Source organism: Streptomyces sp. NPDC028289 (assembly GCF_055565975.1).
In genome coordinates, this window is sequence record NZ_JBVHTI010000022.1 from 19,163 (window position 1) to 31,742 (window position 12,580).

Here is a 12,580-nt window from a genome sequence, read left to right on the forward strand (position 1 = left end):
CCTTCGTGGGGGGACAGGGGAGGGGATACTGACTACCCCCTCCGACTGCCCGCCCACACCGCCGAGTTGAGACATTTACCGGCCGGTAACGGGAGGCGTCGCGATCCGGCCGGGCTACTCCGTGACCGGCAGCTCCGCCTCGTCGCGCAGGAACAGCGGGATGCGGTCCAGCGGCGCGTCCACCGTCACCGCCGTACCGCCCTCGTACGACTCGCCCGTCCACGCGTCCGTCCACCGGGCTCCCGCCGGCAGATACACCGTCCGGACCGTGGCGCCCGCCGTCAGCACCGGCGCCACCAGGAGGTCACGGCCGAAGAGGTACGCGTCGTCGACCGTCCAGGCCGCCTGGTCCCCGGGGAACTCCAGGAAGAGCGGCCGCAGCACCGGGAGGCCCTCCTCGTGGGCCTCCCGCATGACCCGCAGGACGTACGGCTTCAGGCGCTCGCGCAGCCGCAGGTACTTCTCCAGGATCGCGCCGGCCTCCGCGCCGTACGACCACACCTCGTTCGGGCCGCCGGTCATGTCGGGGCCCAGCGGCATGCCCGGGTCGCGGAAGCCGTGCAGGCGCATCAGCGGGGAGAGCGCGCCGAACTGGAACCAGCGGACCATCACCTCGCGGTAGGCCGGGTCGTCCGGGTCGCCGCCGTGGAAGCCGCCGATGTCGGTGTTCCACCAGGGGATGCCGGAGAGCGCGGTGTTGAGGCCGGCCGCGATCTGGTGGCGCAGGGTCGTGAAGTCGGTGCCGATGTCGCCGGACCACAGCGCGGCCCCGTACCGCTGACTGCCCGCCCACGCCGAACGGTTGAGGGTGACGACCTCCTCGCCCGCGGCCCGCAGGCCCTCGTGGAAGGTCCGGGAGTTCTCGGCGGGGTAGCTGTTGCCGACCTCCAGGCCGGGGCCCGCCCAGTAGCGTAGGTTCTCCTGGAAGCCCGGCTTCAGCTCGGGCTCGCAGGCGTCCAGCCAGAACGCCGTGATGCCGTACGGGTCCAGGTAGTTCTCCTTGACCCTCGACCACACGAAATCCCGGGCGTCCGGGTTGGTGGCGTCGTAGAAGGCCACCTGGACGGTCGACGCCACCTCCTTGTCCGGCCAGTCGGCGTGCGCCGTCGGGCCGTACTGGGTGCCGATGAAGTAGCCGCGCTGCTCCATCACCGGGTGGTTCTCGGACAGCGGCGACACGGACGGCCAGACACTCACCACCAGCTTGATGCCGAGCTCGTCGAGTTCGCGGACCATCGCGGCCGGGTCCGGCCACTCCTTCAGGTCGAACTTCCACTCGCCCAGGTGGGTCCAGTGGAAGAAGTCGCAGACGATCGCCGAGATGGGCAGCCCGCGTCGCTTGTACTCCCGGGCCACGGCGAGGAGTTCGTCCTGGGTGCGGTAGCGCAGCTTGCACTGCCAGAAGCCCGCCGCCCACTCCGGCAGCATCGGCGAACGGCCGCTCACCGCACTGTAGTTGCGCTGGCCGTCGGCCGGGTTGCCGACGGTGATCCAGTAGTCGAGCTGGCGCGCCGAGTCGGCCACCCAGCGGGTGCCGTTGCCGGCCAGCTCCACGCGGCCGATCGCCGGGTTGTTCCAGAGCAGGGTGTACCCGCGGCTGGAGACCAGGACCGGGATGGAGACCTCGGCGTTGCGCTGGACCAGGTCCAGGACGAGGCCCTTCTGGTCCAGGCGCCCGTGCTGGTGCTGGCCCAGGCCGAACAGCCGCTCGCCCTCGTAGGCGGCGAACCGCTGCTCCAGACGGTGGTAGCCGTTGCCGACCGCGGTGTACAGGCGCGAGCCGGGCCACCAGAAGTGGGCGCGCTCCTCGGCCAGCACCTCCGCGCGGTCGTCGGTGCGCAGGAAGCGGACCAGGCCCTCGGCGGAGACTTCGACGGTCAGGGCGCCGACCGTCAACTGCCCCTCTCCATCACCGATCTTGACGGTCGACCCGGTGGCGGGGGGCTCGTCGAGCAGGGCGCCCGGCAGTCCTTCGAGGATCGGACCGCCGAGCCGGGCCCGCACCCGGACCGCGTCCGGACCCCAGGGCTCGATCCGCAGCGTCTCCTGACGGCCGCTCCACTCCAGGGCCCCGTCCCGCTCGCGGAACGTGCCGACGGTGGGGGAGGACTGCGCGAGGCTGACCTTGGGCTGCGGCGTGGCAGACGGGTTTTCGGCAGGCTGATTCACGTGCGCGCTCCTGAATGAGTGCAGACATGGGGGTGCCCCGGCTCGGCAGGACAGGGTGAGAAGGGAGAGCGGTTCAGGACCCGGCCGGTGCCGGTCCCGTGCTCGCCCGTACCGTCAACTCGGGTGCGATCAGCACGACTTCTTCGCTGCCCCGGCCGTCCAGCTTGGCGACCAGGTGTTCCACGGCGTGCCGGCCCATTTCCTGCGCGGGGATGGCGACCGAGGTCAGCCGCACCGAGGCCTGGACGGCGACCTGGTCCGGGCAGATCGCGACCACGGACACGTCCTCCGGCACGGCCCGGCCCTGCTGGCGCAGCAGCGCGAGCAGCGGCTCCACCGCGGACTCGTTCTGGACGACGAAGCCGGTGGTGCCGGGGCGTTCGTCGAAGATCCGGGCCAGCGTGGCGGTCATCGCGTCGTACCCGCCCTCGCACGGCCGGTGCAGCACCCTCAGGCCCAACTCCCGGGCCCGGGACCGGAGTCCGTCCAGGGTGCGCTCGGCGAAGCCGGTGTGCCGCTCGTAGACGGCCGGGGCCTCGCCGATGACAGCGATGTCACGGTGACCGAGCTTCGCGAGGTGCTCCACACACAGCGCGCCGGTCGCCCCGAAGTCGAGATCGACGCAGGTCAGCCCGGAGGTGGAGGCGGGCAGGCCGATGAGCACGGAGGGCTGGTCGGTCTGCCGCAGCAGCGGCAGCCGCTCGTCCTCCAGCTCCACGTCCATCAGGATCATGGCGTCGGCGAGCCCGCTGCCGGTGACCCGGCGCACCGCGTCCGGCCCCTCCTCGCCGGTGAGCAGCAGCACGTCGTAGCCGTGCGCGCGGGCCGTGGTGGCCACCGCGATCGCGATCTCCATCATCACCGGCACGTACATGTCCGTACGCAGCGGGATCATCAGCGCGATGATGTTCGACCGGCTGCTGGCCAGGGCGCGGGCGCCCGCGTTCGGGTGGTAGCCCAGCTCCCGGATGCTCTGCTCGACCCGCTGCCGGGTGATGGCGGAGATGGACCGCTTGCCGCTGAGGACATAGCTCACCGTGCTCGCCGAGACTCCGGCGTGCTGGGCGACCTCGGCGAGGGTGACCATCCAGCTCTCCAAGCTTTGTGAAGCGCTTCGACAGTGCGCATTGCTGACAGGTGGCGAGTGAGGGTGGTTCGACAGTAGCTTCAGTGCGGGTGGGTGTCCATAGGATGTCGAAGCGCTTCGACAACGAATTGCCGGGGCGGCTTCGGCAATCTCTCCAGGGGGCGGCGGCCACAAAGAGGTCGTACGGCCGTCTGAGGGTCGTACCCGAACCGTCCCCCGGAAGGACCCCCCGATGCAACACCGCAGACCGCGCCTGTCCAAGACGGCGAAGACGCTGCTGGCCGCCTCGGCCGCGCTCGCCGCCGCCGCGGGCGTCACCGTGGCGCAGGCCGGCGAGCCGAGCAGGAGGTGCGCCACCTTCGACACCGTCACGCTCGGCAAGTATTACCTCAACAACAACCTCTGGGGGCAGGGCAAGGGCACCGGCACCCAGTGCGTCTGGGACGACTCCCAGGCGGGCTCCACCTTCTCCTGGGGGACGTCCTGCACCTGGGCGAACAACACCTTGAGCACGGACGCGGACGTCAAGTCGTACGCGAGTACGGTCCTCGGCTGGCACTGGGGCTGGAAGGTCGACAACGCGTCCACCGGACTGCCGACCCTGGTCCGCCGCAAGCTGCTGGGCAACGACAAGTACCTCTCCGGCATCGAGTCCGGCGCCGAGGTCTTCAAGGGCTCGGGGCGGCTGGACACCACGTCGTACTCCGTCGACATCGGCTGAGAAACGCGTCGGGGCGGCCGGCCCGTCAGCCGATCGGACCGCGAGGGCTGGTAGGTACGGCCCGTTTCGGGTACCAACGATCCAGTAGCACTGGTCGGTAACGAACGGTCCCCGACAACCCCTTTCGTGGCGAGGTGAGCCTCAATGTCCGCCCCCACCACCAAGAAACCCACCGTCACCGAGCGGGAGGCCCGCCAGGTGGCGGAGGCCGCCCGGGAACAGGACTGGCGCAAGCCCAGTTTCGCCAAGGAACTGTTCCTCGGGCGCTTCCGGCTCGACCTCATCCACCCGCATCCGCTCCCGGCGGACGAGGACGTGCAGCGCGGCGAGGAGTTCCTGGCCCGGCTGCGCGAGTTCTGCGAGACGAAGATCGACTCGGCGCTCATCGAGCGCGAGGCGCGCATTCCGGACGAGGTGATCGCCGGCCTCAAGGAGCTCGGCGCCCTCGGCATGAAGATCGACACCAAGTACGGCGGCCTCGGGCTCACCCAGGTCTACTACAACCGGGCCCTGTCCCTGGTCGGCTCCGCGAACCCCGCGGTCGGCGCGCTGCTCTCCGCCCACCAGTCCATCGGCGTCCCGCAGCCGCTGAAGATCTTCGGCACCCAGGAGCAGAAGGACGCCTTCCTGCCGCGCTGCGCCCGCACCGACATCTCGGCGTTCCTGCTCACCGAGCCGGACGTCGGCTCGGACCCGGCCCGCCTGGCCACCACCGCCGTACCGGACGGGGACGACTACGTCCTCGACGGCGTGAAGCTCTGGACCACCAACGGCGTGGTCGCCGACCTCCTGGTCGTCATGGCCCGCGTGCCGAAGACCGAGGACAACAAGGGCGGCATCACGGCCTTCGTCGTCGAGGCCGACTCTCCGGGCATCACCGTCGAGAACCGCAACGCCTTCATGGGCCTGCGCGGCATCGAGAACGGCGTCACCCGGTTCCACCAGGTCCGGGTCCCGGCCGCCAACCGCATCGGCGCCGAGGGTGCGGGCCTCAAGATCGCCCTCACCACGCTCAACACCGGGCGGCTCTCGCTGCCCGCGATGTGCGTGGGCGCCGGAAAGTGGTGCCTGAAGATCGCCCGCGAGTGGTCGGCGGTCCGCGAGCAGTGGGGCAAGCCGGTCGCGCTGCACGAGGCGGTCGGCTCCAAGATCAGCTTCATCGCGGCGACCACCTTCGCCCTGGAGGCGGTCGTCGACCTCTCCTCCCAGATGGCCGACGAGAACCGCAACGACATCCGCATCGAGGCCGCCCTCGCCAAGCTCTACGGCTCCGAGATGGCCTGCCTGATGGCCGACGAGCTGGTCCAGATCCGCGGCGGCCGCGGCTTCGAGACGGCCGAGTCGCTGGCGGCCCGCGGCGAACGCGCCGTCCCCGCCGAACAGCTCCTGCGCGACCTGCGCATCAACCGCATCTTCGAGGGCTCCACGGAGATCATGCACCTGCTGATCGCGCGCGAGGCCGTCGACGCCCACCTCTCGGTCGCCGGCGACCTCATCGACCCCGACAAGTCCCTCCAGGACAAGGCGAGGGCGGGCGCGAACGCGGGCGTCTTCTACGCCAAGTGGCTGCCCAAGCTGGTCGCGGGACCGGGCCAGCTCCCCACGTCGTACGGCGACTTCAAGCACGGCGTGGACCTCGCCCCGCACCTGCGCTACGTGGAGCGCCACGCCCGCAAGCTGGCCCGCTCCACCTTCTACGCCATGTCCCGCTGGCAGGGCCGGATGGAGACCAAGCAGGGCTTCCTCGGCCGGGTCGTGGACATCGGCGCCGAACTGTTCGCGATGAGCGCGGCCTGCGTCCGCGCCGAACTGCTGCGCCGCCAGGGCGACCACGGCCGCGAGGCCTACCTGCTCGCCGACGCGTTCTGCAGGCAGGCCCGCATCCGCGTCGACGAGCTGTTCACCCGCCTGTGGTCGAACACCGACGACCTGGACCGCAAGGTCGTCAAGGGCGTGCTCGGCGGCTCCTTCGAATGGCTGGAGCAGGGCATCGTCGACCCGTCGGGCGAGGGCCCGTGGATCGCCGACGCGACCCCCGGGCCGTCCCGGCACGACAACGCCCGCCGCCCGTTCAAGTGAGGCCCTGCACGTGAGGGCCCTCGGCTGAGGGCCCTCCGGTGAGTCGCTGAAGTAGCGATTCAGCAGTATTTGTCGCTCGGATCCCGCGTCGTCCAGGAGCAGGAGTCGACCTTGGCGCCACTCGCCTTGGTCAGCGTCGCCGTGTCGCTGGTGTTGTTCCACACGTAGGCGCGGCGGTTCTGGTACTTGTCCGACGCGGTGTCCGTGCCCCGGCCGGTGTGCACCTTCATCGTCTTGTGGGCGCCGATCTTGACGCTCTTGAAGACGTAGCGGTGGTTGGAGGCGTCCTTCAGGACCCAGCCCCCCAGCGAGACGGCCGAGCCGCCGGTGTTCTTGATCTGCACCCACTCGGCGTTGAGGCTGGCGTTGGAGCGGTTGTCGCTGCCCGGGCTGTCGAACCAGACGTGGTAGACGGTCACGCCGCCGGCCGCCTGGGCCGGGGTGCTGAACACGGTGCCGGTGAGCAGAGCGGCGCCCGCGAGCGCGGGCAGGGCGGTGCGTATGCGTACAGAACGCATGGAGAGATCCCCCCAGGATGTCTTCCGGTCGGACCGGTCGTCCCCGCCGGCCCGACAGAAGTGTTATCACATGATCTTCACGTGAACCTCACAAAGGGAATTACGCGCCATAGGGCGCTAAGAACTGATAAGGCACCCGGGTGAGGGACGCGCTGTCCTCCCGGCCCCCGGATGCGGCCACAATGGGGGGATGACCGACAGTCCCGCCAGTCCGGCACCCCTCGCCGACCCGCACCGCGTGTACGACCCGCTCGTGGGCGACGGCCCGAAGGACGTGGTGATCCTCGGCTCCACCGGATCGATCGGCACCCAGGCCATCGACCTCGTCCTGCGCAACCCCGACCGCTTCCGGGTCACCGCCCTGTCCGCCCACGGCGGCCGGATCGCCCTCCTCGCCGAGCAGGCGCACCGGCTGCGGGTGCGCACCGTCGCGGTCGCCCGCGAGGACGTCGTACCGGCCCTGCGCGAGGCGCTGACGGCGCTGTACGGCCCCGGCGAACCGCTCCCCGAGATCCTCGCCGGACCCGACGCGGCCACCCAGGCCGCCGCCACCGACTCCGCGGAGTGCCACACGGTCCTCAACGGCATCACCGGCTCCATCGGCCTCGCACCCACCCTCGCCGCCCTGGAGGCGGGCCACACCCTCGCGCTCGCCAACAAGGAGTCGCTGATCGTCGGCGGCCCGCTGGTCAAGGCGCTGGCCAAGCCCGGCCAGATCATCCCGGTCGACTCCGAGCACGCGGCGCTCTTCCAGTCGCTGGCCGCGGGGACGAGGGCCGACGTCCGGAAGCTGGTCGTGACCGCCTCCGGTGGCCCCTTCCGCGGCCGTACGAAGGCCGAGCTGGCGAACGTCACCGTCGAGGACGCGCTCGCCCACCCCACCTGGGCGATGGGCCCGGTCATCACGATCAACTCCGCGACCCTGGTCAACAAGGGGCTGGAAGTCATCGAGGCGCACCTCCTCTACGACATTCCCTTCGACCGCATTGAGGTGGTCGTGCACCCGCAGTCGTATGTCCACTCGATGGTCGAGTTCACGGACGGATCCACGATCGCGCAGGCGACGCCCCCCGACATGCGGGGGCCGATCGCCATCGGTCTCGGCTGGCCCGAACGGGTCCCGGACGCGGCGCCCGCCTTCGACTGGAGCAAGGCCTCCACCTGGGAGTTCTTCCCGCTGGACAACGAGGCCTTCCCCTCCGTGAACCTGGCCCGGCACGTCGGTGAGCTCGCGGGCACCGCGCCCGCGGTGTTCAATGCGGCCAACGAGGAGTGCGTCGAGGCCTTCCGGTCCGGTCTGCTGCCCTTCAACGGCATCATGGAGACCGTGACCCGGGTGGTCGAGGAACACGGCACCCCCCGTACGGGAACTTCGCTCACCGTGCCGGACGTACTCGAAGCGGAGACCTGGGCACGGGTCCGGGCCCGGGAACTGACAGCGCAGAAGGCGACCGCGGAGGCGCGTGCATGACAGCCCTGATGATGATCCTCGGCATAGTCGTCTTCGTGATCGGCCTGCTGGTCTCGATCGCCTGGCACGAGCTGGGGCATCTCTCCACCGCCAAGCTCTTCGGCATCCGCGTCCCGCAGTACATGGTCGGCTTCGGCCCGACCATCTGGTCGCGCCGCAAGGGCGACACGGAGTACGGCATCAAGGCCGTCCCGCTGGGCGGCTACATCCGCATGATCGGCATGTTCCCGCCGGGCGCCGACGGCAGGGTCACCGCCCGCTCCACCTCACCCTGGCGCAGCATGATCGAGGACGCCCGCTCGGCAGCCTTCGAGGAGCTCCAGCCCGGCGACGAGTCCCGCCTCTTCTACACGCGCGCCCCCTGGAAGCGCGTGATCGTGATGTTCGCGGGCCCGTTCATGAACCTGGTCCTCGCGGTGGCGCTCTTCCTCACCGTCCTCATGGGCTTCGGCATCAGCCAGCAGACCACCACGGTCAGTTCGGTCTCCCAGTGCGTGATCGCGCAGAGCGAGAACCGCGACACCTGCAAGTCGACCGACGCCGCCTCCCCGGCCGCAGCCGCGGGCCTCAAGGCGGGCGACAAGATCCTCTCCTTCAACGGCGTCCGGACCACCAGCTGGAACCAGCTCTCCGACCTGATCCGGTCCACCCCCGGCAAGGAGGTCGCGATCGTCGTCGACCGCAAGGGCCAGGACGTCACCCTGCACGCGAAGATCGCCACCAACCAGGTCGCCAAGAAGGACTCCAGCGGCCAGATCGTCGAGGGCCAGTACGTCACCGCCGGCTTCCTCGGTTTCAGCGCCGCCACCGGCATCGTCCGTCAGGACTTCGGCGACTCCCTGACCTGGATGGGCGACCGCGTCGGCGACGCCGTCGACTCCATCGTGAGCCTGCCCGGCAAGATCCCGGCCCTGTGGGACGCGGCCTTCGACGGCGCCCCGCGCCAGGCGGACTCCCCGATGGGCGTGGTCGGCGCGGCGCGGGTCGGAGGCGAGATCTTCACCCTGGACATCCCGCCGACGGAGCAGCTGGCGATGGCCCTGATGCTCGTGGCCGGCTTCAACCTCTCCCTCTTCCTCTTCAACATGCTCCCGCTGCTGCCGCTGGACGGCGGCCACATCGCGGGCGCCCTGTGGGAGTCGCTCCGCCGCCACCTGGCAAAGGTCCTGCGCCGCCCGGACCCGGGCCCGTTCGACGTGGCGAAGCTGATGCCGGTGGCTTATGTGGTGGCCGGGGTGTTCATCTGCTTCACTCTCCTCGTCCTGGTCGCCGACGTGGTTAACCCGGTGAAAATCTCCTAGCCATACGGCGTTCGAGGCGGCCCGGAACACTGAGTTCCGGGCCGCTTCCATTGAGTGGGTTTACAGGTGGGGGATGTGCTCGCTCCCGTGCCGGTGCCGTAATCTCGAAGCCTGGAACCCGCCTACGACGGGACCTGGACCTAGATCCACGACTTGGGGTTGCACAGCAGATGACTGCGATTTCTCTCGGCATGCCGTCCGTTCCGACCAAGCTCGCCGAGCGCCGGAAGAGCCGGCAGATCCAGGTCGGCTCCGTTGCGGTCGGCGGAGACGCCCCGGTCTCGGTCCAGTCGATGACCACGACCCGTACGTCCGACATCGGCGCCACCCTCCAGCAGATCGCCGAGCTGACGGCCTCCGGCTGCCAGATCGTGCGGGTGGCCTGCCCCACCCAGGACGACGCCGACGCGCTCGCCACGATCGCCAAGAAGTCGCAGATCCCCGTCATCGCGGACATCCACTTCCAGCCGAAGTACGTCTTCGCCGCGATCGAGGCCGGCTGCGCCGCCGTCCGCGTCAACCCCGGCAACATCAAGCAGTTCGACGACAAGGTCAAGGAGATCGCGGCGGCCGCCAAGGACCACGGCACCCCGATCCGTATCGGCGTCAACGCCGGTTCCCTGGACCGCCGGCTGCTCCAGAAGTACGGCAAGGCGACCCCCGAGGCGCTGGTCGAGTCGGCCCTGTGGGAGGCGTCCCTCTTCGAGGAGCACGACTTCCGGGACATCAAGATCTCGGTCAAGCACAACGACCCGGTCGTGATGATCGAGGCGTACCGGCAGCTCGCCGCCCAGTGCGACTACCCGCTGCACCTCGGTGTCACGGAGGCGGGCCCGGCCTTCCAGGGCACCATCAAGTCGGCCGTCGCCTTCGGCGCCCTGCTCTCCCAGGGCATCGGCGACACCATCCGCGTCTCCCTCTCCGCGCCGCCGGTGGAGGAGGTCAAGGTCGGCAACCAGATCCTCGAGTCCCTCAACCTCAAGCAGCGCGGCCTGGAGATCGTCTCCTGCCCGTCCTGCGGTCGCGCCCAGGTCGACGTCTACAAGCTCGCCGAAGAGGTCACCGCCGGTCTCACCGGCATGGAAGTACCGCTCCGGGTCGCCGTCATGGGCTGCGTCGTGAACGGCCCGGGCGAGGCCCGCGAGGCCGACCTCGGCGTCGCCTCCGGCAACGGCAAGGGCCAGATCTTCGTCAAGGGCGAGGTCATCAAGACGGTCCCCGAGTCGAAGATCGTGGAGACCCTCATCGAGGAGGCCATGAAGCTGGCCGAGCAGATGGAGGCGGACGGCACGGAGTCGGGCGAGCCGTCGGTGTCGGTGGCGGGCTGACGCCGTCCTCGGGCGACGGGGAGGGTTCTTCGCCCCCGCCGCCCCTACCCGTCCCATCCTCAAGAGGTGCAGCCCCTGACACCCCCGCCCAGGGGCTCCGCCCCTGGACCCCGCTCCTCAAACGCCGGAGGGGCTGAGTCGGCTGCATGCCGGAGGACCGAGGGCGTCTTCTTCCAGCCCTCGGGCGTTTGAGGGCGCGGCCGGAGGCCGGGGCGTACCCCCACCATCCAGCCCGTCCGGCGTTCGAGGACGGGGCCGGAGGCTCAAGTGGGGGTCTGGGAGCGGAGCCCCCAGGGACGGAACCCCAGGCTGCGGCCGCTTCACAGCACACGGGGCGGCACGGCCAAGCTTCCGCAGGTACAGTGCGGAGATCAGCAGAACCCATCAGCGTGAGGCCCCGCACGTGTTGACGCAGACCACCTCACGGGTGCTCGAACCGAGTGACCTGGACGCCGCGCTCGCCGTACTCGACCGCGAGCCGGTCGAGAACGCCTTCGTGACCTCACGTGTCCAGGTGGCCGGCCTCGACCCCTGGCGTCTCGGCGGCGAGATGTGGGGCTGGTACGAGGACGGCATGCTCACGTCCCTCTGCTACGCCGGCGCCAACCTGGTCCCGATCTGCGCCACTCCGCGTGCCGTCCGCGCCTTCGCCGACCGGGCCCGCCGGGCCGGCCGCCGCTGCTCCTCGATCGTCGGCCCCGCCGAGGCCACCGCCCAGCTGTGGCGCCTCCTGGAGCCGCACTGGGGCCCGGCCCGCGAGGTGCGCGGCCACCAGCCCCTGATGGTCACCGACCGCATGCCCGCCGACATCACCCCGGATCCGTACGTCCGTCGCATCCGCAAGGACGAGATGGAGGCGATCATGCCGGCGTGCGTGGCGATGTTCACGGAGGAGGTGGGCGTCTCCCCGCTGGCCGGCGACGGCGGCCTCCTCTACCAGGCGAGGGTCGCCGAACTCGTGGGCTCCGGCCGCTCGTTCGCCCGGCTCGACGACAACGGCAAGGTCGTCTTCAAGGCGGAGATCGGCGCGGCCACGGCCGAGGCGTGCCAGATCCAGGGCGTGTGGGTAGCCCCCGAGTACCGGGGTATGGGCATGGCGGCGCCCGGCATGGCAGCGGTCCTGCGGTATGCCCTCGCCGACGTCGCCCCCGTGGTGAGCCTCTACGTCAACGACTTCAACACGGCGGCACGGAGGACGTACCTGAGGGTCGGCTTCCAGGAGGTCGGAGCGTTCATGAGTGTTCTCTTCTAGGCCGACGTCCAGGTCACTCGCCCCGCAAGAGGCGCGGAGAACTACGCGACCAGCCATAACGCACCCGCACCCGGACGACCACGCTCCACCCGCTGTACCCTCCCCCCATGGACCTCGTGATCGGCCCCCTGGACCTCCCCTCCCACGTCGACGAGGCCCTCGCAGTCCAGGCCATCGCATTCGGCCTCGGCCCCGACGAGGTGGCGGTCCGGCGTCAGATCGTCCTCCGTCACATGCAGTACCCCGGGGCGAGGGCTCTCGGCGCCACCAGCGAGGGGCTCCTCGTAGGGTTTGTCTACGGCATGCCGAACAGCCGCACGCACTGGTGGTCCACCGTCGTGGAGCCGTATCTCCGCGCGCAGGGCAACGCCGACTGGCTCGACGACTCCTTCGTGATCACGGAACTGCACGTGCACCCCCGCCACCAGAACCGCGGCATCGGCCGCCGCCTGATCACGCTCATCACCGACGGCGCCACCGAGCCCCGCTCGATCCTCTCCGCGATCGACACCGACAGCCCGGCCCGCGGCCTCTACCACTCCCTCGGCTACGTCGACCTGGCCCGCCAGGTGCATTTCCCCAGTGCCCCGAAGCCGTACGCGGTGATGGGCGCGCCCCTGCCGCTGCGCCGTCAGTGACCCGTCGTCGCTAACC

At 70.2% G+C, this 12,580-nt stretch carries 10 protein-coding genes; 7 read left to right on the forward strand and 3 right to left on the reverse strand.

Translation table 11 applies throughout. The annotated features are described in order from the left end of the window. Positions 1 to 114 precede the first annotated feature (114 nt). Both ACZ4UV_RS51360 and ACZ4UV_RS51365 read right to left on the reverse strand, forming a co-directional pair. The gene (locus tag ACZ4UV_RS51360) at positions 115 to 2,169 is read right to left on the reverse strand and encodes a glycoside hydrolase family 31 protein (protein ID WP_467850061.1); all 2,055 of its coding nucleotides are present in this window, start codon (positions 2,167 to 2,169) and stop codon (positions 115 to 117) included. Positions 2,170 to 2,242: 73 nt separating this feature from the next. Then, positions 2,243 to 3,256 (reverse strand): LacI family DNA-binding transcriptional regulator, encoded by a 1,014-nt coding sequence (locus ACZ4UV_RS51365; protein WP_390041058.1) that lies wholly within the window; start codon positions 3,254 to 3,256, stop codon positions 2,243 to 2,245. A 232-nt stretch (positions 3,257 to 3,488) separates the two neighbouring features. On the opposite strand from ACZ4UV_RS51365, the gene ACZ4UV_RS51370 reads away from it, so the two are divergent. Continuing rightward, on the forward strand, positions 3,489 to 3,977 hold the full coding sequence (locus tag ACZ4UV_RS51370; RefSeq protein WP_467850064.1) for a hypothetical protein: 489 nt from the start codon (positions 3,489 to 3,491) through the stop codon (positions 3,975 to 3,977). Between the two features lie 144 nt (positions 3,978 to 4,121). After that, a complete protein-coding gene (locus tag ACZ4UV_RS51375; protein WP_351492423.1) occupies positions 4,122 to 6,056 on the forward strand; it encodes an acyl-CoA dehydrogenase family protein in 1,935 nt (644 codons plus the stop codon). A gap of 59 nt (positions 6,057 to 6,115) precedes the next feature. On the opposite strand, the gene ACZ4UV_RS51380 is transcribed toward ACZ4UV_RS51375, so the two are convergent. After that, on the reverse strand, positions 6,116 to 6,574 hold the full coding sequence (locus tag ACZ4UV_RS51380) for a lamin tail domain-containing protein (RefSeq protein ID WP_451018534.1): 459 nt from the start codon (positions 6,572 to 6,574) through the stop codon (positions 6,116 to 6,118). A gap of 190 nt (positions 6,575 to 6,764) precedes the next feature. Between ACZ4UV_RS51380 and dxr the strand changes: the two genes are divergently transcribed. From dxr to ACZ4UV_RS51405, 5 genes are all read left to right on the forward strand, one after another. Next, a complete protein-coding gene (gene dxr, locus ACZ4UV_RS51385; protein WP_451018535.1) occupies positions 6,765 to 8,045 on the forward strand; it encodes a 1-deoxy-D-xylulose-5-phosphate reductoisomerase in 1,281 nt (426 codons plus the stop codon). 8 nt (positions 8,046 to 8,053) lie between these two features. Next, the gene (locus tag ACZ4UV_RS51390) at positions 8,054 to 9,346 is read left to right on the forward strand and encodes a M50 family metallopeptidase (protein ID WP_467850105.1); all 1,293 of its coding nucleotides are present in this window, start codon (positions 8,054 to 8,056) and stop codon (positions 9,344 to 9,346) included. Between the two features lie 170 nt (positions 9,347 to 9,516). Next, complete coding sequence (gene ispG, locus ACZ4UV_RS51395) at positions 9,517 to 10,674, forward strand: flavodoxin-dependent (E)-4-hydroxy-3-methylbut-2-enyl-diphosphate synthase (RefSeq protein ID WP_382718118.1); 1,158 nt, start codon at positions 9,517 to 9,519, stop codon at positions 10,672 to 10,674. A 403-nt stretch (positions 10,675 to 11,077) separates the two neighbouring features. Next, positions 11,078 to 11,926 carry a GNAT family N-acetyltransferase gene (locus tag ACZ4UV_RS51400; protein WP_390041066.1) on the forward strand — a complete coding sequence of 283 codons (849 nt, stop codon included), beginning with the start codon at positions 11,078 to 11,080 and terminating at the stop codon, positions 11,924 to 11,926. Positions 11,927 to 12,033: 107 nt separating this feature from the next. Further along, positions 12,034 to 12,564, forward strand: coding sequence for a GNAT family N-acetyltransferase (locus ACZ4UV_RS51405; protein ID WP_390041068.1), 531 nt, complete (start codon positions 12,034 to 12,036; stop codon positions 12,562 to 12,564). Positions 12,565 to 12,580 lie beyond the last annotated feature (16 nt).

Coding starts and splice junctions, on each gene's coding strand:
- ispG (WP_382718118.1), top strand. CDS start 9,517: ATGACTGCGATTTCTCTCGGCATGCCGTCCGTTCCGACCAAGCTCGCC.
- dxr (WP_451018535.1), top strand. CDS start 6,765: ATGACCGACAGTCCCGCCAGTCCGGCACCCCTCGCCGACCCGCACCGC.
- ACZ4UV_RS51380 (WP_451018534.1), bottom strand. CDS start 6,574: ATGCGTTCTGTACGCATACGCACCGCCCTGCCCGCGCTCGCGGGCGCC.
- ACZ4UV_RS51405 (WP_390041068.1), top strand. CDS start 12,034: ATGGACCTCGTGATCGGCCCCCTGGACCTCCCCTCCCACGTCGACGAG.
- ACZ4UV_RS51375 (WP_351492423.1), top strand. CDS start 4,122: ATGTCCGCCCCCACCACCAAGAAACCCACCGTCACCGAGCGGGAGGCC.
- ACZ4UV_RS51370 (WP_467850064.1), top strand. CDS start 3,489: ATGCAACACCGCAGACCGCGCCTGTCCAAGACGGCGAAGACGCTGCTG.
- ACZ4UV_RS51390 (WP_467850105.1), top strand. CDS start 8,054: ATGATGATCCTCGGCATAGTCGTCTTCGTGATCGGCCTGCTGGTCTCG.
- ACZ4UV_RS51365 (WP_390041058.1), bottom strand. CDS start 3,256: ATGGTCACCCTCGCCGAGGTCGCCCAGCACGCCGGAGTCTCGGCGAGC.